This window comes from Pararhizobium sp. LjRoot235 (assembly GCF_964254145.1).
In the GTDB taxonomy this organism is placed as follows: Bacteria; Pseudomonadota; Alphaproteobacteria; order Rhizobiales; family Rhizobiaceae; genus Pararhizobium.
In genome coordinates this window covers 3,208,121-3,229,567 of record NZ_CAXUSP020000001.1, presented here as the reverse complement: position 1 = coordinate 3,229,567, position 21,447 = coordinate 3,208,121, and the positions used below count along the sequence as shown (strand labels likewise).

Sequence of the window (21,447 nt, the reverse complement as noted above, 5' to 3'; positions counted from 1 at the left end):
CGCCTGAGCGACGGATTCTCCGCTCGCATCCTCCCCGCAGCCCGTCGTGCTTTTGCTTTCGGCTCGCTGCCGTCTTGTCCGCTGAGCGTGCCGCATATGGATGCCGAATTTTCCCACCCGATGAAGGGCATTGCCCTCAAGGTCCTGTCCGTACTGGTTTTCGTCTGCATGTCGACGCTGATCAAGGCGGCCGGCACGGGGATCGCCACGGGCCAGATCACCTTTTACCGCTCGGCCTTCGCCATGGTGCCGATCCTCGCCTACCTCGCCTTCAAGGGCCATCTGCGCACCGCCTTTCACACCAAGGATATTTTCGGCCATCTGGCTCGCGGCTTCATCGGCATTCTCGCCATGAGCTTCGGCTTTTACGGCCTGGTGCATCTGCCTCTGCCGGAGGCGATCGCCATCGGCTATGCGATGCCGCTGCTCGCTGTTGTCTTTGCGGCGGTCTTTCTCAAGGAAACGGTGCGGGTCTACCGTTGGTCGGCGGTCCTGATCGGCCTTGTCGGCGTGATGATCATCACCTGGCCGCGCCTGACATTGCTGCGCGATGGCGGCTTCGGATCCGGGGAAGCGCTCGGCGCGCTGGCGGTGCTTTTATCGGCAACATTTGGCGCTGTCGCGATGGTGCTGGTGCGAAAACTCGTCGCCAAGGAGCGCACGCACACGATCGTGCTTTATTTCTCCCTTTCGGCCTCCTGCTTCTCGCTGCTGACGCTGCCCTTCGGTTGGCAGCCGCTGTCATGGAATTCCTTCCTGCTTCTGATGGGGGCCGGTTTCTGCGGCGGTGTCGCGCAGATCCTGCTGACGCAGAGCTATCGCTATGCCGACATGTCGACCATCGCGCCCTTCGAATACACGTCGATTATCCTCGGCCTGATCATCGGCTATTTCCTCTTCGACGATGTTCCGACCGGTGTCATGCTGATCGGTACGGCGATCGTGGTCGGCGCCGGCATCTTCATCATTTTCCGGGAACATCGGCTGGGTCTCGAGCGCCGAGGCGCGCGCAAGCACGTCACGCCACAGGGATAGAAGCAAGGATGGCAGGGTCAGGATGATGTTGCCGGAGCCGTGTCGTCTTCGACGAGGCCGGCGGGGCGTATCGCCTGGTTCATCGCATTCACTGCCTCCATGCCCGGCGTCGGCACGGTGTTTGCCTGGAAGTCGGTCTTCGCGACCAGGCCGTCCTTTTGGCTGCGCCGGGCGATGCGTAGCGTTGCATAGGCCGCGTAGAGCGCGAAATAGAGCGCAAGCACCACGAAAAGAGCAGGGGGACCGAACCTGTCCATCACCGGACCCACCATCAACGGGCCTGAAATCGTGCCGATGCCATAGGTGATCATCATGCCCGAGGAGACCTCGACATATTCGTTCGGCCGGGCAAGGTCGTTGGCATGGGCGACATTGAGGGCATAGATCGGAAACAGCACCGAGCCGACGAAGGCGGCGATCATGTAAAGCGCCATCGGGCTTGCATCGACGAAAGCGACCATGGCGAGGCAGGACGCGACCCCGACGATACCGCAGGCGACCATGACGATGCGGCGGTCCATTCTGTCGGACGCCCGGCCGATCGGGATCTGCGAGATCGCGCTGCCGGTGAGAAGGGCTGCCAGCAAGGTCGCCCCTTCGGCGGTGGAAAGGCCGATTTTCTGCGTGAAGACGCCGCCGAGATTGAGCCAGGCGCCGGCCATGGCCCCGGCAAGAAAGGCGCCGACGACCGCGACCGGTGAGCGGCGGAAAAGGCCCGGCACATCGAAATCGGCCTGGGCAGGCGGTGCCGGCATGGCGGACGAGGATAGCGCTGTCGGCAAAAGCGCGAGCGAAAACAGGACGCCGCAGAGAATGAAGAGCGAGGAATTCGTGGGGTCGCCCAAGGGCACGAGATACTGCCCGCCGATCGTGCCGACCATGGTGGTGATCAGATAGACCGAAAACAGCATGCCGCGATTTTCATTGGTCACCCGTTCGTTGAGCCAGCTCTCGATGACGAGGTAGCTTCCCGAGATGGCAAAGCCGGAAATAGCGCGGAAGAAGATCCAGGCGCGCCAGTCGACCACCAGTCCGCACATCAGGATGGCGATGCTGAGCAAGGTGATCAGCGCGGCAAAGACCCGGACATGGCCGACACGCGCGACAAATTTCGGAGTGACGATGCAGGAGAGGGTGAAGCCGAGCGTATAGCCGGTGGCGATCAGCGAGATGATCAGCGTTGACCAACCCTCGACCACCGAGCGCACCGGCAGCACATAGCTCGCCAACCCGAAGCCGACCATCATCAGCAGCGTCGACAGGATCAGGCTGAACACGGATCTGAGGCTGGCCAGCATGGACGCTCCCGGGGGCCGTATCTGCCGGAGGCTTGATGGGGATCAAGCGGTCAGGCAGGTGCTGAAAACTGGTTGGAGCGGTTGCGCGGTCAGAACTGTCGGGATTGCACGGCATGCCGCCCTTGGAATCGAAGGACGAGTGTCGCTCTATACAATCTGTCCTGCCTTGTCGATTGCGACAGGGCGTGGCGCAAAGGTGCCGCGAGGGCAATGCGGCGGCTCATTTGACCCGCTGTCTTGCCGTTTATGCATTCGCCGGGGAACTTGCAATTGGAGCCAATCCTTCACTAACCATGTAGAGGTTGGACAGCACAACAGCGGCGTAGGTCACGCTGAAGGCCTGGATGGAAAGGTTGAATGCGACGACAAGGATCAATGGGATGTTCGGCATGCCGTTGACGATAACGGTAGCCGAAGACAAGACGATGCTTCCCGCCGTTGCTACAGCAAGCGATGCAATTTGCAAAACGAGAATCCCGAAAAACAACCGCCCGAAAGTTGAAAAAAACGTAGGTAATCCGCGTTTCGCTGCGTTCAAGATGGACTTTCCGGTGCCGTAGATCGCCGCTGGAAGCCATGTACCCAAAAATGAAAGGATCAAAACGTAGACGAACGAGCTTAGCAAGATAAACAACAGGACCGGCCCAGTGGATGATCCCGCCGATTTTCGCATCGTCATGAAAAGGACGGGTGAGGTGATCACGATACTCAATATCATCAGCGCGACGACCTTAAGTCCGAAGGCAAGAAAGTACGTCCCGAACTTCCGGTCCCTGAAATTGAGTTCACCAAACTTTCCGTTGAAGAGCACCGCCATGTGGACAAATCGCGCCAGCATCACCCACAAACAGAATGTTGCGCCGCCGGACGTCGATTTCCCGTCGATTTCATCGAATGCATAGGCGCCGAGCAATATCAGGATGAAAGTCAGGTAATATTGCCAGTTGCCGCGCATAATGAAAATCGATTGAAACAGCATGGATTTGCAAACTCCGGGAAATCGTGATTGAAGAATCGACCAAGGGTTGAAGGAAATTCCATCAATCAAATTCCGGAAATGGTGTCAAAGGGCGCTGTGGCCTTTTTCACCATGACGTGAGTTATTTGCCATGTAGGGGCGGAAGAATTTCCGGACGTAAACCCGCGTTACTTCGGCAGCAAGGCACTGTTGGCGAGCCTGTCCGCCTGTTTCGCCGGCGCATTCAAGCTGAGGCAGCTATATTCGCGCGAGGCGCGCACCGCCGTGCCGATGTCATCGAGGAGAACCCGGAGCGAGCGGATGGATGCTGACATGATCGGATTCCCTTAAAACCTGAAAATGCTGCAAGGGCGCATGAAGCGACGCGCACCCTTGACTATCAACGCTGGATGAATTCGGAAAAGATTTGCGCCGGGCGCGTGGTGCGGCCGTAACCTGCGGCAGTCATCTGTTCGTTCGCCGCCGAGCCGAAGCTGGCGAAGGGGGTGCGAAGCGCCGAACCGGCGTAGCGGAGCGTCTCAAAGCCGCTGTGCAGAGGACGAAAACGGGCGGTCATGGTTCAATTCCTTATTCCAGTCCTCCCGTGACCGTATATTGCGATGCAGCATCGATTCTGCAATGCATCATTTCGCGTTGCTGATATGCGTAGGCCGCATGTCTCTCTTCATTGTTTGTTCATAAATCAGGCAGATAGGCGTTGAGACGCTCTTAACCACGAATCCGGGCACGAAACGCCAGCAAGTCCTGCCAGGCGAGGCGCTTGCTCGCCGGGGCTGACATCAGGTCCTGCGGATGGAGCGTGGCGAAGGCGGGGATGGTCAGTCCGCCGACCGGGACGTCGCGCCATTCTCCGCGCATATGATGGATCGTGTCAGTGCCACCAAAGAAGAAGCGGCCGGCGAAATTGCCGAGAACAAGCATAAGCCGAGGCTCCGCCAGGACGATCTGGCGCTCGATGAAGGGCCGGCAGATATCGGTCTCGCGCGGCGAGGGCACCCGGTTTCCCGGCGGCCGCCAGGGAATGACGTTGGTAAGCAGCACCGAGGCCCGGTCAAGCCCGATTGCCGCCAGCATGCGGTCGAGCATCTGCCCCTGCTTTCCGGAAAAGGGAACGCCTTCCCGGTCGTCATCGCCATTCGGCATCGGGCCGATCACCATGATGCCGGACGACGGGTTTCCGTCGGCAAACACCATGTTGCGGGCGCTGTTTCTGAGGTTGCAGCCCGAAAACACCTCCATGGCGCTCTTCAATTCAGCAAGCGAGGAGGCCGATTCGGCCGCAAAACGTGCCTCGACGATGGCCTGCTCGTCCGGGATGGCCATTTGCGGGACGGCGGCCGCTGACGTGGCCATGCGACTGCCAGACGGGTTGGAAGTGTCCCGATTTGTTGACGGACGTGGCGTATCGTTCTGTACAAAGGTCTGCGTTTTTTGCACGGCTTGCGAGCCGATGTTGCCACGCGCCGCTTTTGCCTGCACGAACTCGGCGAAACGATCGACCGGATCCTGTTCCAGCAGCCATTCGACGCCTGCTTCCGCATGGAAATGCAGAAGGGCGGCAAGTTCGGCCGGTGTCATCCTGTCGCTGGAGATCATGCTCTACCTTCTACAGAACGGCCGATCGCCGGGAAAGCGGAAAAGTCGCCGCGTCCTCTGCCATTTCACGCAGCCATGGCCGTCCAGCGCTCGATATCGTCGCGCTCGCCGATCAGAGCCAGTCCGTGGGCGATCGACAGCAACTCGCCGCCGCTTTCGATGCGATCGCCGGCGAAACGGTTTTCGAAAAGCCGGCGGATGGCGGGCACGAAGGATGTGCCGCCGGTCAGAAACACCTTGTCGATACCGCCGGCTGGCGTATTCGTTGTCGCCAGCACCTCGTCAAGCGCCTCCTCGATCCGGGCCAGATCGGGCGCGATCCAGCGTTCGAAATCGCTGCGGCGCACGGTCCGCCGGCTCTTTTCGCCAAGCGGCGCGAAGTAGAACTCGGTTTCCTCCTCGCGCGACAGCCGCATCTTGGTGGCAGAGACTGCCTGATACAGCGGATAGCCCTCATCGTGCTCGACGAGATCGATGAAGGTTTCGAGCTTTTCCGGCTCGACGGCCGAGCGCACCAACTGCTTCAGGTCGGCAAAATCCTTCAGCGTCTTGAAGATCGACAGCTGGTTCCAGCGGCCGAAGTTGGCGTAGTAGCTGGAGGGCACGTCGAGCAGCTTGTCGAAGCTCTTGAACTGGCTGCCCTTGCCGATCAGTGGCGAAACGACGTTGTCGATGATGCGGAAGTCGAAATGATCGCCGGCGACGCCGACGCCGGAATGGCCGACCGGAACCGCCGTCAGCTCGCCCGCATGGCTTTCAAAGCGGATGATCGAATAGTCCGTCGTACCGCCGCCGAAATCGGCGACCAGCACGGTCGCGTCCTTCTTCAGGTTTTGGGCGAAATAGAAGGCGGCTGCCACCGGTTCATAGACGTAGTGAATTTCCGGAAAGTCGAACGACGACAGCGCCCGGTCGTAACGTTCGAGCGCCAGTTTTTCGTCCGGATTGCTGCCGGCAAACCGCACCGGTCGACCGACGACGATGCGGCCGTATTCCTGCTTCCAGCCATCACCGGCGTAGTCCGCGATCCGTGTCAGGAAGGAGCGCATCAGGTCCTCGAAGCCATGGCGCCGGGCAAAGATAAGCGTGCCCTGGAAGAGGGGGCTTGCCGCAAAGGTCTTGATCGATTGCAGGAAGCGTGCTTCGCCGGGATTGTCGATGAACTGCTGGATCGCCGCCTGTCCGGCCTCGATCTTCACGGCCGCAGCACCCAACTGCGCGTGCTTCATGAAGGACAGGGCCGTGCGCATGGAGTCATTGGTTCCGGCGGTGCTGGTAAAACTCAGCGATTGGGTTGTGTCGCCATGCGAGGCGGCGAGCACCGAATTGGTCGTGCCGAAATCGAAGCCGAGGGCCTTGGTCATAAGTGTCTCCAGTGCTCATCAGTGCATGTTCTTCAGTCCCACGCGTCGAAACGCCGCATCGTCAATTGACGCCGGACATCGCACGCAGGGGTCGGGGTAGGGGGCATTCGCAGATGGCGAATGCGTTACGCGTTTTGAGGCGCGCCTCCTCGCACGGGGAGAGGGCAAAAGCAAGGCGTGGTTGGATTTTGCGGCCTGGAAGATCGACTTCGGCAACAGGGCTGGCGGCGGCGTAAGGTAAGCCGCATCATCCCACAGTGCACCAACAAATTTTGACGTTTACGTACACGTTATATATTATGGTGCGCAGTGCATGACCTCATGCGCAATTCGCAGGCCCGCTGTCGCAGACCGGCTCGACAAGGTTTCCTGTATTTGTCATGACGGAATTCAAGAATTGGGAACAAACCGGGTAAACGCCGGGACAGGACTGGAGACAATCAAATGACCGAGGCGATGGAACTGCCCGAGCGCGAAAGCATGGAATTCGACGTGGTGATCGTCGGCGCCGGTCCGGCGGGCCTATCAGCGGCCATCCGTCTGAAGCAGGTCAATCCGGAGCTGTCGGTCGTCGTCCTGGAAAAGGGCGCCGAAGTCGGCGCGCATATCCTGTCGGGCGCCGTCGTCGATCCGATCGGCATCGACCGGTTGCTGCCGGGCTGGCGCGAGGAGGAGGGGCATCCCTTCAAGACCGAAGTAACGGACGACCAGTTCCTGCTGCTCGGTCCCGCCGGGTCGCTGCGCCTGCCGAACTTCGCCATGCCGCCCTTGATGAACAATCACGGCAATTACATCGTCTCGCTTGGTCTCGTCTGTCGGTGGCTGGCCGAAAAGGCCGAGGCGCTCGGCGTCGAGATCTATCCGGGTTTTGCCGCGACCGAAGTGCTCTACAATGATGCGGGTGCAGTGATCGGCGTTGCGACCGGGGACATGGGCATCGAGAGGAACGGCGAGCCTGGCCCGAATTTCGCCCGCGGCATGGAACTCATCGGCAAATACGTGCTGATCGGCGAAGGCGTGCGCGGTTCACTCGCCAAAGAACTGATCGCCAGATTCGATCTGCAGAAGGGCCGCGAGCCGCAAAAATTCGGCATCGGCATCAAGGAACTCTGGCAGGTGAAGCCGGAGAACCACAAACAGGGCCTGGTGCAGCACTCCTTCGGCTGGCCGCTCGGCATGAAGACCGGCGGTGGCTCGTTCCTCTATCATCTCGAGGACAACCTGGTCGCCGTCGGCTTCGTCGTTCACCTCAACTACAAGAACCCCTATCTCAATCCGTTTGAGGAATTCCAGCGCTTCAAGACGCATCCGGCGATCCGCGGCACCTTCGAGGGCGGCAAGCGCCTGTCCTATGGCGCCCGCGCCATCACCGAAGGCGGCTACCAGTCGGTGCCGAAGCTGTCCTTCCCCGGCGGCGCGCTGATCGGCTGTTCCGCCGGCTTCGTCAACGTGCCGCGCATCAAGGGCAGCCACAACGCGGTGCTGTCCGGCATTCTCGCCGCCGAGAAGCTCGCCGCGGCGATCGCCGCCGGCCGGGCCAATGACGAGGTCATCGAGATCGAGAACGGCTGGCGCGACAGTGCCATCGGCCAGGACCTGAAGAAGGTGAGGAACGTCAAGCCGCTGTGGTCGAAGTTCGGAACGGCGATCGGCGTGGCGCTCGGCGGCCTCGACATGTGGACGAACACGCTGCTCGGCTTCTCCTTCTTCGGCACGCTGAAGCACGGCAAGACCGACGCGCAATCGCTGGAACCGGCATCGCAGCACAAGCCGATCGCCTATCCGAAACCGGACGGCGTCTTGACCTTCGACCGTCTCTCCTCGGTGTTTTTGTCGAACACCAATCACGAGGAAGACCAGCCGGTACACCTCAAGGTCAAGGACATGGAGCTGCAGAAGCGCTCCGAATACGACGTCTATGCCGGGCCGTCAGCGCGCTACTGTCCGGCCGGCGTCTACGAATGGGTGGAGAAGGATGGCCAGCCCACCTTCGTCATCAACGCCCAGAACTGCGTCCACTGCAAGACCTGCGACATCAAGGACCCCAACGAGAACATCAACTGGGTGCCGCCGCAGGGCGGCGAAGGGCCGGTCTATCCGAATATGTGACCATCGGACGGGCGGAGCCAAGGAAGATGCCGGCAACCTTCGCAGGGCTTAACCGGCCATTAACCATGTTTTCCGTAATTTCGGTTGTATCAACCGGATATTAAGGAACGCCTCATGTCGCTTACCCGCCGTGGCCTGCTTCTGGGCATATCTGGTCTTCTTGCCGGCTGTGCCGGCAGCGGACCGAACCATGCGGCCAACTACGCTGCCCTGTCGGACGAACGGTTTCCGTTGCCTGCCATGCCGCTTGCAAGGATCAAGCCGGAACTGCGGCGGCGGGAGGTGGCTTACGAGACCCAATATGATGCCGGCACCATTGTCATCGATACGCCGGCGCGCCGGCTCTATTATGTTCTCGGCGAGGGAAGGGCGATGCGCTACGGCATTGGCGTGGGGCGCGAGGGCTATGCGCTCGCAGGTTCGGCCTATGTCGGCCGCAAGGCGCAATGGCCGAGCTGGACGCCAACGGGAAACATGATCCGCCGCGATTCCCGAAACCTCAGATATGCCGGCGGCGTGTCCGGTGGGCCGCACAATCCGCTCGGCGCCCGCGCCATCTATCTCTACCGGAACGGCAACGACACCATGTTCCGCATCCACGGCACCAATCAGCCTCAGACCATAGGACGGGCCGTGTCGAGCGGCTGTGTCCGCATGCTCAATCATGATGTTATCGATCTCTATGAACGTGTCACGGTCGGCGGACGGGTCGTCGTGCTGCAGGCCTGACCGCCGGGGTAAAATTTAATCGTTCCAAAAGATTAGCGAGCGTCGATCTGCGCCCGTGCGCCATTGTTTTTGTACCCTGCCGCCATAAATCTCACTGGAATGGCGCAGGTGGAGCAGGCGCAGGCGCAGTCTGAGCGGCATTCCTCTCCGCAGCTGCAAAATTTGACAATGGAGGCATGCGGGAACCTATCCCGCCTGTCGTCTGGATCATGGGCCCGACTGCGGCGGTGCTGGCGGGTCTCGTGGGCGTCATACACCGCCTTATAAAGAGGGAACCGATAATGAAACATCTCCTTGCAACGACCAGCCTTGCCTTCGGCCTGCTGGCGCTCGGCAATGTCGCTTCGGCGGCCGACTGCGGCGACGTGACGATCGCCAGCATGAACTGGCAGAGCGCCGAGGTTCTGGCGAGCCTCGACAAGTTCATTCTTACCGAAGGCTACGGCTGCAACGCGGACATCATCGTCGGTGACACCGTGCCGACGATCACCTCGATGATCGAAAAGGGCGAGCCGGATGTCGCGCCGGAGGGCTGGATCGACCTGCTCCCCGACGTCGTCAATCGCGGTCTCAAGGAGGGAAAGATTGTCGGCGCAGCGATGGCGTTGTCCGACGGCGGTGTGCAGGGTTGGTGGATTCCGAAATACATCGCCGACACCCATCCCGATATCAAGACGATTGACGACGCGTTGAAGCATCCTGAACTCTTCCCGGACCCGGAGGACAAGAGCAAGGGCGCGGTGCACAACGGTCCGCAGGGCTGGGGCGGCACGGTCGTCACCTCGCAGCTCTACAAGGCTTATGGTGGTGAAGCCGCCAACTTCAGCCTGATCGACACCGGCTCCGCCGCCGGCCTCGATGGTTCGATCGCCAAGGCTTACGAAGGCAAGGAAGGCTGGGTCGGTTACTACTGGGCGCCGACGGCGCTCCTTGGCAAATATGAGATGGTCAAGCTTGAGCACGGCGTTCCGGCGGATCCGGCCGAATGGAAACGCTGCAATACGGTTGCCGAGTGCCCGGATCCGAAGAAGAACGACTGGCCGAAGGACAAGGTCCAGACCCTGGTTACCAAGGGCTTTGCCGACCGCGCCGGCGAGGATGTCATGGCCTATCTCAATAAACGCTCCTGGACGAACGATACGGTCAACGGTCTTATGGCCTGGATGACCGACAACCAGGCAAGCGGTGAAGACGGCGCCAAGCATTTCCTGCAGGAAAACGAAGCGCTCTGGACGCCGTGGGTCTCTCCGGAAGCTGCCGAGAAGATCAAGGCTGCGCTCTGATCATGTGACGGGCCGGCGCGCCGCGCCGGCCTTCTGTTCTGCGGCGCCGGTTTCAGGAAAGGCCGGCGTCGATGCATAACAAATAAGGGGACCGGCATGGATTGGCTCACCAAATTTCCGCACATGAACGACGATTCGCTGCGCAATCTGAAAAAGGCGATCGATGAAGGCTTTCGCGCCTTCACCCGCGCCTATGGCGATGTGATCGAGGGGTTCTTCGAGCCGCTGCAGTTCTTCCTTATCCACTCCGAACGCTTTATGACGCGCACGCCCTGGCCGATCATCCTGGTCTTGGTCGCCTTGGTCGCATGGTTTGCGAGCCGGAACTGGAAGATCGTCGCCGCCTGCATCGCGACGCTCCTGGCCATCGGCTATTTCGACATGTGGGACGACACGATGAAGACCATATCGATGATTTTCGTCTGTACGGTACTCTCGATCGCGATCGGCATCCCGATCGGCATTGCCATGTCGCGGTCCGACCGGCTGCAGAACGCGGTCAATCCGGTGCTCGATGTGATGCAGACCATGCCCAGCTTCGTCTATCTGATCCCCGTCGTCATGCTCCTCGGCATTGGCAAGGTCCCCGGCCTTATCGCCGTCGTCATCTATGCGATCCCGCCGATGATCAGGCTCACCAATCTCGGCATTCGCCTTGTCGACAAGGATGTACTCGAGGCCGCCGACGCCTTCGGTTCCTCCAATTGGCAGAAGCTGAAGAACGTGCAGATGCCGCTTGCGCTGCCCACCATCATGGCCGGCATCAACCAGACGATCATGATGGCGCTTGCGATGGTGGTCATCGCTTCGATGATCGGGGTGCAGGGCCTCGGCCAGCCGGTTCTCAAGGCCATCGCCAATCAGTATTTCACGCTCGGCATTTTCAATGGTCTGGCGATTGTCGGCATCGCGATCATCTTCGATCGGGTGAGCCAGGCGTATGGACAAAGGCTGCAACGCCACCGCGAAATCATTCACGGTTGATAGCGGAAATCACCTGCCGGGGAATGTCCGGCAGGTGATTTCAATCGGGCCGAGGCCTGCAGCGTTACGCGTTGAGTTCCGCGAAATTCGGCCGGGATGCAGGCGCGCTCTCGCGCTTTGGGGCTGATTTCCAGGCGACCACCATCAGGCCGCCGATCACCGTGACATGCTCCATGACCACGTAGAACTCGAGGGTCCTGATCGGCTCCTGCATGGTCCAGAAGGTATGAGCGATCGGAATGGTGAGCAGGGTGAAGACGGCAAGAGCGCCGGCGCCAAGCCAGGCACAGCGATTGGCGATGATCAGCGCGGAGCCGCCAAGCTGGGTGAAGATTACCGCTATGTTGAAGAGCGGTGCCGGCTCTAGCCCGAAGTGCGACATCTCGGCGACGCCGGCGTTGAAATCGAGGAGTTTGGCAAGGCCGCTTGCCCAGAACATGTAAGTGAGGATAGCCCGGGCGAGGTAGCCGAACGGGTGGGAACCGACGATGGAATCAATGAAGGATTGCATTTTCTTCTCCGGTGACAGGTGATGAAACTGCCCCGGAACCGGTCTCCTGTCGCGGGCTTTGGACCGGTTCCCGGGGCAGCGCGGCCTCACCGGTTCGGGAGGCTCCCCGGTGTGCCGCGCTGTCTCCTGTTTACTGGCCACAGAGAGGAAGCGAGGTTCCTGCGGGAACTGCGGAGAAGCTCGCTTGGAGCGCAACCGGAATCCGGCGGGCCCAGCCGAATGGCACCAGGGTCAGGGTTTGTGAACCCAGGCATAACCGAAGCGGAAGAGATCGCCGTCGCTGCCATAGATGAAGGGCAGGGCGATCGTTTGCGGTTGCAGCGGCGGAACGGTGGCGACGCGCTGCTTGAGGCGGCTTTCCAGACGCTCGGGCACGTGAGCGTCACCCTTATCGCGCCAGAGTAGAAGAATCGGGCTTTCCTTCGACCAGGAGAAAGGCGGGCTATAGAGCCGGTAGGTCTGTGTATCAACCGGCGTGTGCGGCAGTTGCATGCGGATATTTCCCGCCATGAAGGCGTCTTCAGCGATCACAAGGGCGGGGGTGATGGCCGGTTTCTTGACGGTTTCCTCGATGAATGCCTGGTAGGGCACAGTCAGTTTCGGATGGGAGTTCGTCACGCCCGCAGCCGTGATGCGCAACACCAGCGACGTTGGAATGAGGATCATCAGCAGCAGAATGACCGGCATGAAACGCCGCAGAAAGTCACCGATCGGAGCCCCTGAGACATCGATCTTCATGCAGAGATACATCGGCAGCAGGAACAGCACCGGCGACACCCAACGGACCTTCAACTGCGCTGTGCCCATGAACAGCACCATGAAAAGCAAAAAGACGAGCAGGACAAGGAACATCGTCTCGATCAATCGCGTCTTTGCATTCCCCGCCAGCAGTGACCGCCAGAAACCGGCGCGAAAGGTTGAAGCATAAACGATGACGGTCAGCGCGCAGAAGCTCAGGAGTGTCAGCGGAAGTTCCGCGAGACCACGGGCGATCTGCATCAGCGTGCCGCCCTCGGCATCCGAGGCCATCTTGTCGACGGTATCGTGCGAGGCGATCTCGAAATTCTGGAACAGCCAGACCGCGTGCGGCAGAGCAATCGCCAGCGCCACCGCGGCGGTGATGAGAATGCGCGGATCGAGCAGCCGCTGGCGATAGGACGGACTGGCAAGCACGGCGACGAAGGCGCAGAGGCAGAGAATCGAGAAATTATATTTCGACAGCAACCCGATACCGATGGCGATGCCGGTCACAAGATAGGTGGCGATCGCCGGCCGGTCGAGCGTGCGAAACAACCCGTAGACAAACAGGCAGGCGGCGAAGAGCGAGGCGTTCGAATGGGTGAGATCACGCTGTGCCAGCCAGCCGATTTCCGGAATGGTGAGAAGCCCTAGCGCTGCGGCAACGGCGAGCGACCTGTTTGCAAGCACCTGCCGGGCGGCAAGGTAATAGAAGAGGTAGCTCAGGAACAGGAAGAGGTTCTTGACCAGGCTCAGCGCCAACAGGGACTGTCCGATGCCGTCGATGACCGCATGCTGCACCCAATTGAAGAATGGTGGCTGCGTATCGTATCCGAGAGCGTACCATTGGCTCATCAGGATCTGCCCGGCCTCGTCCATTTCGAGCGAATTCGGCAGGCAGATGCGAACGATCAGATTGAGCAGGAAATAGGCGCCGATCAGCAGGATGAACGTGTTGGGTCGCGTTTCAAGTTTTTCGGCGAGCGAAGTCATGCTGGGTGGCCTTTGCGCTTGGATTGCGCGGGTTCTACCACACGGCGTTACCGTGACAACAGCCGGTGCGCTTTGCGTATCTGCGATTGATGAACCGCTCGATCCGGTCTTCAATCGCCGCGGTTCGCCCTCATGCCCTGACAATTTATAGCGTGCGCCCCATATGATGGTTGCCGGCATGGCGCTGTCAGAAAGACGATGTATGAAGATCAAGGCCATTTTCAATCGGGATGGGGGGACCTTCCGCACGACGGATATGGGGGCCTATAGCCGGAAGGCCGAAGAGGTTTTTCGCGCAAGGGGCCATGAGATCGAAATCGCGGTCGTCTCCGGCCGCGAGATGGGCGATACCCTTGAAAAAGCAGCAAAACGCGGCGACCTCGATGCCATGATTGCAGGCGGCGGGGATGGCACGATATCCGGGGCGGCCGGCGTCGCCTGGAAGAACGGCATGCCGCTCGGCGTCATTCCCGCCGGAACGATGAACCTCTTTGCCCGGTCACTAAAACTGCCGCTCGATATCTGGAAGGTGCTGGATGTGCTTGCCGACGGCAGGATCATCGATGCCGATATCGGCAGCGCCGACGGCCGGGCTTTCGTGCATCAGTTTTCCATGGGGTTGCATGCCCGCATGGTGCGTTACCGCGAAGCCTACACCTTCGCCTCACGGCTCGGAAAAATTCGTGCCACCATGCGCGCGGCGGTCGGTGTGATCTTCAATCCGCCTGAATTCGAGATCGAATTCGATGTGGATGGCGTTCATGAAAGGCGTGCCGTTTCGGCCATTTCCGTTTCCAACAACCATTTTGGCCCGAATGCGCTGATGTATGCCGATGACCTGACTGGCGGGCATCTGGGATTCTATACGGCGCCGCCCCTGAAGCCGGCTGGTGTCGCCAAGCTGGCCTTCGATGTCCTGCGCGGAAAATTTCGCGAAAGTCCGCTCATAACCGAAATGAGCGTAACGGCAGTCGACCTGCATTTCCCCACCGCGCGTCACAAGACAAACTGCGTCATTGACGGCGAATTGCTGCCGATCGGCCGCACTGTCGCCCTGCGTATCCACCCGGGCGAATTGAAAGTGCTTGTCGGACAATAGCCTGCCGCGTTCAGGTGCTTGAATCGTCGCTGCCGAAGACCTTGCGCACAATGTAGGGCGGCGTGTCGTTTTCGCCCGAATAGATGCGCGCCATCATCTCCGCCAGAATGCCGGTGGTAATGAGCTGGACGGAGGAGAGAAACAGCATGACGCCGACAATCAGCATCGGCCTGCCGCCGATATCGTTGCCAAGCACGAACTTGTCGATGAAGAGGTAGAGCAGGATAAGCGCGCTGAGCGCTCCGGCCGCGAGGCCAATCGAGCCGAAGAAATGCCCCGGCCGTGCCTTGTAGCGCATGAAGAACAGCACGGAGAGCAGGTCGAGAATGACGCGGAAGGTCCGCGAGATCCCGTATTTCGATGTCCCGTGCTGGCGGGCGTGATGAGTGACCGGCATCTCGCCGATTCGGCTGCTCGGCACCACGCCGGCGACCCAGGCCGGAATGAACCGGTGCATTTCGCCCATCAGCTTGACCTGCTTGATGATTGATGCCCGGTAGATCTTCAGGCTGCAGCCATAATCGTGCAGCTTCACACCGGTGATCTTGCCGATAAGGTAGTTGGCGCACCAGGAGGGGATCTTGCGCAGGAAAAGCCCGTCCTGCCGGTTCTTGCGCCAGCCGACCAGAAGGTCGAGTTCGCGCGCCTCGATCGCTGCAACCATGGCAGGGATATCACGCGGATCGTTCTGAAGATCGCCGTCCAGCGTCGCGATCAGCCTTCCCGCGGCAGTATCAATGCCGGCCTGCATGGCGGCGGTCTGGCCGAAATTGCGCTGCAACTCCACGATCCTCAAGCGCAGGCTGGAATCGGCAAGTTCCTTGCGGGCATTCACCAGCGTCGCGTCGGTGCTTCCGTCGTCAACGAGAATCAGCTCCCAGCTGCGTCCGAAATCGGCCATGGCGTCGCGGATGCGCGCGATCAGCGGACCGACGCTTTCCTCTTCGTTATAGATCGGCACGACAACGGACAATTCTATCGCGTCAGCGACGACAGTTTCTGTCCTGTTTGCTTGCAAGATGGGATCCAATGTCAAAGCCTCTGAAAAACGCTGCCGGTTCTCTTGCCCGGATTCTCGTGATAACAGCCATGATCCCATAGCACCGGACAGGAAAGTAGCAAATATATGAATGCAAAAGGGGATGCCAGCCGGGGCTCGTGGCTTGTCCGCAACCGGATGACGGTGGTTTCCCTGGTCGCCGTGATCGCCTATGCCGCATTCGTTCAGTGGATCTGGGGCTGGCCCGCGCTTTTTCGGCAGTGGGCGGAGATCGGCTTCCTGCCGGTGCTTTCGGCGCTGGCGCTGCTGGTCGGCACCTATTTCATCCGCTGCTACCGGATCTACGATTATTTCCCGGGCGAGACCCGCGGCCGCTTCCTTCTGCTCCTGCGCGTGACGCAGGTCCACAATCTTCTGAACATCATGCTGCCTTTCCGCGCCGGTGAGACCAGCTTTCCTATCCTGATGCGCTCGGAATTCGCCATTCCCCTGGCGCGCAGCACGTCGGCGCTGCTGCTCATGCGCGTGCTCGACCTGCATGCGCTGTTTGCTGCCGCCGGCATCGGCCTTGTGCTCGAACACGATAATCAGCGTCTCGGCTGGCTTCTCTGGGCCCTCTTCCTCGTCTCGCCACTGCTTTTGTTTTTCCTGAAGGGCAGCGCCCTTGCGTTTGTCGAGCGCCGGCTTCCGGACAAGCTCGGCAGGTTGCTCGAGGAAATAGAGGCCGGCCTGCCGGCGAATGCGATGGTCTTCGTGCGGGCATGGCTGATGACTGTTCTCAACTGGTCGACCAAGGTCGCGGTGCTTGCCTGGGTGCTGTTCACTATGGGCGTCGTGCCGTTCGGCGCCTGTTTCGGCGGCGCGCTGGGCGGCGAGTTGTCGTCAGTGCTGCCGGTTCACGCTCCGGCTGGGGTCGGCACCTATCCAGCCGGCATCACTGCGGGCGCGATCTCGTTCGGTGCCTCGGCGAAGGGCACCACTTTCGATCTGCTCGCCAGCGCCAGCGTCAACGCCCACCTGATGATCGTCGTGTCGGCGGTTGCGGGCACGCTGCTGTCGATTGCGCTGTCGCCGCGACGCTGAGGATTACTGGAAAGCCGTCTCGAAGAAGCTGCGAAGCTTGCGCGAATGCAGCTTTTCCTTCGGCATGGCGGCGAGTTTCTGCAGCGCCAGAATGCCAATCTGCAGATGCTGGCTGACTTGCGTCTTGTAGAAGGCTGTGGCCATGCCCGGCAGCTTCAATTCGCCGTGCAGCGGCTTGTCGGAGACGCAGAGTAGGGTTCCGTACGGTACGCGGAAGCGGAAGCCGTTTGCCGCGACCGTGGCCGATTCCATGTCGAGCGCGATGGCGCGCGACTGTGACAGCCGCTTCACCGGGCCGCGCTGGTCGCGCAGTTCCCAGTTGCGGTTGTCGATTGTTGCAACTGTCCCCGTCCGCATGATCCGTTTCAGGTCGTAGCCCTCGTAACCGGTGATTTCCGCCACCGCGTCCTGCATCGCCACCTGAACTTCCGCCAGTGCCGGGATCGGCACCCAGACCGGCAGATCGTCGTCCAGCACGTGATCTTCGCGCACGTAGGCATGCGCCAGCACATAGTCGCCGAGCGTCTGGCTGTTGCGCAGGCCCGCGCAATGGCCAAGCATCAGCCAGGCATGTGGCCTGAGCACCGCGATATGATCGGTAATGGTCTTGGCATTGGATGGGCCCACGCCGATATTGACGACGGTAATGCCGCCATGGCCCTTTTTCTTCAGATGATAGGCCGGCATCTGCGGCATCCGCACCAGCGAAAGATCCGATTCCGGCTTGTCAGATCCGGCCTGCGTGATGATGTTGCCCGGTTCCACGAAGGAGGCATAGCCATTGCCTCCCTCCGCCATCTGCTTGCGCGCCCAGGCGCAGAATTCATCGACGTAGAACTGGTAGTTGGTGAAAAGCACGAAGTTCTGGAAATGCGTCGCACTGGTTGCCGTGTAGTGGCTGAGGCGGGCGAGCGAATAGTCGATGCGCTGGGCGGTGAACGGCGCCAGCGGGGAGGGATCGCCCGGACCGGGCTCGTAGGAGCCGTTGGCGATCTCGTCGTCGGTGGTCGTCAGGTCGGGTGCGTCGAACAGGTCGCGCAGCGGCACGTCGATGTTTTCCGCCATCGACGCCTCTACATGGGCGCCTTCTCCGAAAGCGAAATGCAGCGGGATCGGTGTTGCCGATTCGGAGACAGTGACACCGACGCCGTGGCTGCGGATCAGGAGGCCGAGCTGTTCCTTGAGGTAGTGGCGGAACAGCTTCGGCCGGGTGACCGTCGTCGTATAGACGCCCGGCGCGCTGACATAGCCATAGGACAGGCGCGAATCGATATGGCTGAAACTGCTGGTCTCGATGCTGACCTGGGGATAGCAGGCGCGATAGCGCGACATCGGCGTGCCCGTGCGACCGAGTTCGGTAAAGGCATCGACCAGGAATTTGGTGTTGCGCTCGTAGAGCGCCGACAAGGCATCAACCGCTGCGGCTGGGTCATCGAACGTCTGCGGCTCGAAAGTGTCCGGCGTGGCGACGGAAAGGGCGGAGAGGGAAAAGATTCGTTTGTTCATGCGACATTATAGGATGGCGTCTTTTACAAGCAAACGACAAGATTTGAATGCACAGGCATCGTTCGGAGAAAGCCACTCAGCGCGGGCCGGCAAGGATGACGACTGTGCCTGCAATGGCAAGCGCGACGCCGCTTATATCCCAGCATCCGGACAAACATCTTCGACAATCCAGAGCCAGGTCAGCGACGCAGCGATATAGATGCCGCCATAGGCCGCGTAGGCGCGCCCGGCAGCAGTCGTATCGGTCAGCGTGAGAAGCCAGGCGAAGAGCGCGAGGCTTGCCATGCCGGGAATGAGCCACCAGATCGGCTTATCCAGCTTGAGCCATGTCCAGAACGCGAAGCAGCCGGCGATTTCCGCGAGGGCGGCAAGGGCATAGATGGCGAATGCGGAGATGGGCATGGTGTTCCTTCCTTGGCGGTGCATACAGCGCCGCGCGTCTTTTCAGAGGCGCAAAGGTGTCGCTGTAACACTTTGATCTGCTGCATAATTTTGTTCTTAAATCGATTCCGATTTATGGAATTATGCAGTAGGAAGGCAGCAGATTTAAATGCGCAAGTGCGTCGCTTGCTTCGACAGCATCAGCTCATGGACTGGCGCTGAAGCGTCACGAAAAGAACGAAGCCGGCTCCCTGCTTGCTGATGCCAAGGCCAGAGGCCTTGTTGTAGGCAATCGCACCCATCGGCGCCATCAGCAGGGCTGCAAGCGTCAGCATGCGCAGAGCGATGATTGCGGAATGGGCGAGGGAAGACATCGTTTCTGACCTTTAGAGCTTGGCTTGTTCGCAGAACTGGGCGGTGTGCACGGTGCAGTCGGCGATCGAGCCTGCATAATTGTGGCGGCGGCGCTGCGTGTCGGCACTGACGGCGGCCGCAAGCGTGATCGCGAAGACGACCATGAGCATGCTGATGATGGTGAGGCGGCGTGCGAGAATGTCCATGGCTTTGTCCGTCTGGGTTTGTCGGTCGGGTTCAACGCGATGATGGCTTTTTCGCATGGGCAAACTGAACTGTTGCTGAGACCCCGGTTCATCTCCCGTTCATCTTCGCGGCTTTCACCCTTGCAACGGTGGGGGGGTGCCCCTTAAGTCTTCGGTCGAGTTACCCAACTGGAGATTGCCGATGACTGCGCCGATCGAACTCTACTACTGGCCGACCCCGAACGGCTGGAAGATCACCGTCATGCTTGAGGAACTCGGCGTTCCCTATGAGGTGAAATACGTCAATATCGGCAAGGGCGAGCAGTTCACGCCGGACTTTCTGACGATCGCTCCCAACAACCGCATGCCGGCAATCATCGATCCCGACGGCCCGGGCGGCGAGCCGATCTCGGTGTTTGAATCCGGCGCCATCCTGCAATATCTCGGCCGCAAGTTCGGCAAGTTCTATCCCACCGACGAGCGCGCTCGCGTCGATGTCGATCAATGGCTGTTCTGGCAGATGGGCGGGCTGGGGCCGATGGCCGGCCAGGCAAACCATTTCCGCAATTATGCGCCCGAGAAGATCGAATACGGCATCACCCGCTACACCAACGAGGTCAATCGCCTCTACGGCGTGATGAACAAGCGGCTGGCGTACCGACCGTTCCTCGCCGGTGAATATTCGATCGCCGACATGGCCTGCCTTGGCTGGGTGCGCCAGTACGAAGGAAATGGCCAGGACCTTAACGAATTCCCCAACCTGAAACGCTGGTTCGAGACGCTGACGGCCCGCCCGGCGGTTCAGAGGGGCTTTGATGTCGGCAGGCAGGAGCGGGAGCGGCAGAAGCACCTTTCGGAAGACAAGGAAGCGCAGAAAATCCTGTTCGGCCAGACCGCTCGCTGAAGGTGAAAACATGGTCCGGCCGGCATGCCCGCTGGACCATTCCCGCAGCTACATACGGCTCCAGGTCTGAGACTTGCAGAGGATCTTCAGCACGCAGCCTTGCATTTTGAGCGAACTGCCCTCGATTGACGCCGATCCGCTATAGGTCTTGTCGTTGGCGGGATCGGTGATCTCGCCCCTATAGCTGTCGCCGCTGCCATTCATGCTGCCGATGTGCTTGCCTGCATGTTTTCCCGTTTTCAAGGTGATGCAGTAGCCGCCGCCGCAGGAGGCGATGGCTGCCGTCTCGCCGCTCGCGGTCTTCCAGTTGCCGACGATCGGTTCGGCGGAAAAACCTGCGGTGGTCGTGACCAGCGTCATGGCTGCGGCCAGGATGAATGCGCGGATCATATAGTTCCTCCCATAAAGTTCGCCGGATAATCATGCTTTGCCGCATGGTTCGGTTGAAATGTTGCCAGAGCTGGTCTCCTCACCGCTCAACACGCGGAAAATAGCTTACGCGAACGTAAACGTAAATATGTGTTTCCCCCATTTTCCGCTGAAAAATCCCGGCAAAACAGCCCCTTCGTGCCCTCACTCTTTTCGAAATGGAGCGTGTCACCGTTTCATGTGGTTAGCGATTGGTTGAAATCGAGAATTGAATTTTCCGTAAAGATCGAGGCAAAAGCCAGCGTTTCAAGGCGGTCCGATGTTTAACAAAAACCCAAGTTTACCAATCGTTTGAACTTTGTTTGTCGCACATTAATCATGCATTTTAAGCGTGTATTGAAACCGCTGCGGCATACTCAAGCCCATAAGACGAGCAGGGAAAAACACCCCGCCGGAACCCCTTGGGGACCGAAAGCCGCACAAGACGGCCGGCCCCCAAGGAGCCTCAAAAAAGGCAAGCAAAACAGGGACTGCGCTGCTGCACAATTTCTTAAATCGGAATCGATTTAAGAACAGGATTCTGCAGCAGATCAAAGTTTTACAGCGATTTTTGCGCGTCTGAAAGGCGCGCTGCGCTGTAGTAACCAACCGGCAAACAGGGACATAGACAATGGCACGCTTTGACATTCAAAATGCTTCGGATGCCACGATGGGTGGCGAAAACCGCGCGGACGTATTCTGCGAAATGGGCTTGATGTATGCAACCGGACGTGGTTGCGACATTGATCTCGTCGCTGCACACAAGTGGCTCAACATCGCGGCGATCAAAGGCTCCGACCGGGCTGCCGCGCTGCGTGCGGATCTTACGATGACCATGAGCAAGACCGACCTTGCCACGGCCCTGCGCGCCGCCCGCGAATGGATGACCATGCACTGAGGCGATAGGC

The 21,447-nt window shown here is 60.0% G+C and carries 22 protein-coding genes and 1 pseudogene; 9 read left to right on the top strand and 14 right to left on the bottom strand.

Annotation, left to right across the window (positions count from 1 at the left end; all coding sequences use genetic code 11):
* Positions 1–96 precede the first annotated feature (96 nt).
* Positions 97–1,035: a DMT family transporter gene (locus ACSQ2Z_RS15800; RefSeq protein WP_436082055.1), complete on the top strand. Its 939-nt coding sequence runs from the start codon at positions 97–99 to the stop codon at positions 1,033–1,035.
* A gap of 17 nt (positions 1,036–1,052) precedes the next feature.
* Here ACSQ2Z_RS15800 and ACSQ2Z_RS15795 read toward each other — a convergent pair whose 3' ends face one another.
* The 6 genes from ACSQ2Z_RS15795 to ACSQ2Z_RS15770 all read right to left on the bottom strand — a co-directional run bounded on the left by ACSQ2Z_RS15795 (position 1,053) and on the right by ACSQ2Z_RS15770 (position 6,272).
* Positions 1,053–2,333, bottom strand: a complete 1,281-nt coding sequence (locus tag ACSQ2Z_RS15795; RefSeq protein ID WP_436082054.1) for an MFS transporter — start codon at positions 2,331–2,333, stop codon at positions 1,053–1,055.
* 244 nt (positions 2,334–2,577) lie between these two features.
* Positions 2,578–3,312 carry a hypothetical protein gene (locus ACSQ2Z_RS15790; protein WP_436082053.1) on the bottom strand — a complete coding sequence of 245 codons (735 nt, stop codon included), beginning with the start codon at positions 3,310–3,312 and terminating at the stop codon, positions 2,578–2,580.
* 167 nt (positions 3,313–3,479) lie between these two features.
* Positions 3,480–3,626: a hypothetical protein gene (locus ACSQ2Z_RS15785; RefSeq protein ID WP_436082052.1), complete on the bottom strand. Its 147-nt coding sequence runs from the start codon at positions 3,624–3,626 to the stop codon at positions 3,480–3,482.
* A gap of 65 nt (positions 3,627–3,691) precedes the next feature.
* Positions 3,692–3,868, bottom strand: a complete 177-nt coding sequence (locus ACSQ2Z_RS15780; RefSeq protein ID WP_436082051.1) for a hypothetical protein — start codon at positions 3,866–3,868, stop codon at positions 3,692–3,694.
* Positions 3,869–4,020: 152 nt separating this feature from the next.
* Complete coding sequence (locus tag ACSQ2Z_RS15775) at positions 4,021–4,908, bottom strand: uracil-DNA glycosylase (RefSeq protein WP_436082050.1); 888 nt, start codon at positions 4,906–4,908, stop codon at positions 4,021–4,023.
* A gap of 65 nt (positions 4,909–4,973) precedes the next feature.
* Entirely contained in the window at positions 4,974–6,272 is a 1,299-nt protein-coding gene (locus ACSQ2Z_RS15770; RefSeq protein ID WP_436082049.1) for an Hsp70 family protein, read from the bottom strand.
* Between the two features lie 444 nt (positions 6,273–6,716).
* Between ACSQ2Z_RS15770 and ACSQ2Z_RS15765 the strand changes: the two genes are divergently transcribed.
* The 4 genes from ACSQ2Z_RS15765 (at position 6,717) to ACSQ2Z_RS15750 (ending at position 11,377) form a co-directional block, all read left to right on the top strand.
* A complete protein-coding gene (locus tag ACSQ2Z_RS15765) occupies positions 6,717–8,381 on the top strand; it encodes a 4Fe-4S dicluster domain-containing protein (protein WP_436082048.1) in 1,665 nt (554 codons plus the stop codon).
* A 114-nt stretch (positions 8,382–8,495) separates the two neighbouring features.
* On the top strand, positions 8,496–9,110 hold the full coding sequence (locus ACSQ2Z_RS15760; RefSeq protein WP_436082047.1) for a L,D-transpeptidase: 615 nt from the start codon (positions 8,496–8,498) through the stop codon (positions 9,108–9,110).
* A gap of 281 nt (positions 9,111–9,391) precedes the next feature.
* On the top strand, positions 9,392–10,393 hold the full coding sequence (locus ACSQ2Z_RS15755; protein ID WP_436082046.1) for an ABC transporter substrate-binding protein: 1,002 nt from the start codon (positions 9,392–9,394) through the stop codon (positions 10,391–10,393).
* Between the two features lie 96 nt (positions 10,394–10,489).
* Positions 10,490–11,377, top strand: coding sequence for an ABC transporter permease (locus ACSQ2Z_RS15750; protein WP_436082045.1), 888 nt, complete (start codon positions 10,490–10,492; stop codon positions 11,375–11,377).
* Between the two features lie 64 nt (positions 11,378–11,441).
* On the opposite strand, the gene ACSQ2Z_RS15745 is transcribed toward ACSQ2Z_RS15750, so the two are convergent.
* Both ACSQ2Z_RS15745 and ACSQ2Z_RS15740 read right to left on the bottom strand, forming a co-directional pair.
* Complete coding sequence (locus tag ACSQ2Z_RS15745; protein ID WP_436082044.1) at positions 11,442–11,888, bottom strand: DoxX family protein; 447 nt, start codon at positions 11,886–11,888, stop codon at positions 11,442–11,444.
* A 231-nt stretch (positions 11,889–12,119) separates the two neighbouring features.
* Positions 12,120–13,619 (bottom strand): glycosyltransferase family 39 protein, encoded by a 1,500-nt coding sequence (locus tag ACSQ2Z_RS15740; protein ID WP_436082043.1) that lies wholly within the window; start codon positions 13,617–13,619, stop codon positions 12,120–12,122.
* Positions 13,620–13,821: 202 nt separating this feature from the next.
* On the opposite strand from ACSQ2Z_RS15740, the gene ACSQ2Z_RS15735 reads away from it, so the two are divergent.
* A complete protein-coding gene (locus ACSQ2Z_RS15735; RefSeq protein ID WP_436082042.1) occupies positions 13,822–14,718 on the top strand; it encodes a diacylglycerol/lipid kinase family protein in 897 nt (298 codons plus the stop codon).
* Between the two features lie 10 nt (positions 14,719–14,728).
* Here the strand turns inward: ACSQ2Z_RS15735 and ACSQ2Z_RS15730 are convergent, their stop codons facing one another.
* Positions 14,729–15,736: a glycosyltransferase family 2 protein gene (locus ACSQ2Z_RS15730; protein ID WP_436082041.1), complete on the bottom strand. Its 1,008-nt coding sequence runs from the start codon at positions 15,734–15,736 to the stop codon at positions 14,729–14,731.
* Positions 15,737–15,844: 108 nt separating this feature from the next.
* Here ACSQ2Z_RS15730 and ACSQ2Z_RS15725 point away from each other — a divergent pair, with 108 nt between their 5' ends.
* A complete protein-coding gene (locus ACSQ2Z_RS15725; protein ID WP_436082040.1) occupies positions 15,845–16,801 on the top strand; it encodes a lysylphosphatidylglycerol synthase domain-containing protein in 957 nt (318 codons plus the stop codon).
* A gap of 3 nt (positions 16,802–16,804) precedes the next feature.
* On the opposite strand, the gene ACSQ2Z_RS15720 is transcribed toward ACSQ2Z_RS15725, so the two are convergent.
* The 4 genes and pseudogenes from ACSQ2Z_RS15720 to ACSQ2Z_RS15705 all read right to left on the bottom strand — a co-directional run bounded on the left by ACSQ2Z_RS15720 (position 16,805) and on the right by ACSQ2Z_RS15705 (position 19,248).
* Positions 16,805–18,307, bottom strand: a complete 1,503-nt coding sequence (locus ACSQ2Z_RS15720) for an AMP nucleosidase (protein ID WP_436082039.1) — start codon at positions 18,305–18,307, stop codon at positions 16,805–16,807.
* 76 nt (positions 18,308–18,383) lie between these two features.
* A pseudogene (locus ACSQ2Z_RS15715) lies at positions 18,384–18,709 on the bottom strand (YnfA family protein).
* Between the two features lie 179 nt (positions 18,710–18,888).
* Entirely contained in the window at positions 18,889–19,062 is a 174-nt protein-coding gene (locus ACSQ2Z_RS15710; protein WP_436082038.1) for a hypothetical protein, read from the bottom strand.
* A gap of 12 nt (positions 19,063–19,074) precedes the next feature.
* Positions 19,075–19,248, bottom strand: a complete 174-nt coding sequence (locus ACSQ2Z_RS15705) for a hypothetical protein (RefSeq protein WP_037121339.1) — start codon at positions 19,246–19,248, stop codon at positions 19,075–19,077.
* A 181-nt stretch (positions 19,249–19,429) separates the two neighbouring features.
* Between ACSQ2Z_RS15705 and ACSQ2Z_RS15700 the strand changes: the two genes are divergently transcribed.
* A complete protein-coding gene (locus tag ACSQ2Z_RS15700; protein ID WP_436082037.1) occupies positions 19,430–20,131 on the top strand; it encodes a glutathione S-transferase N-terminal domain-containing protein in 702 nt (233 codons plus the stop codon).
* 48 nt (positions 20,132–20,179) lie between these two features.
* Here ACSQ2Z_RS15700 and ACSQ2Z_RS15695 read toward each other — a convergent pair whose 3' ends face one another.
* Positions 20,180–20,521, bottom strand: coding sequence for a DUF2147 domain-containing protein (locus ACSQ2Z_RS15695; protein ID WP_436082036.1), 342 nt, complete (start codon positions 20,519–20,521; stop codon positions 20,180–20,182).
* A gap of 649 nt (positions 20,522–21,170) precedes the next feature.
* Here ACSQ2Z_RS15695 and ACSQ2Z_RS15690 point away from each other — a divergent pair.
* Complete coding sequence (locus tag ACSQ2Z_RS15690) at positions 21,171–21,437, top strand: sel1 repeat family protein (RefSeq protein ID WP_436082035.1); 267 nt, start codon at positions 21,171–21,173, stop codon at positions 21,435–21,437.
* The last annotated feature ends 10 nt before the right edge of the window (positions 21,438–21,447 follow it).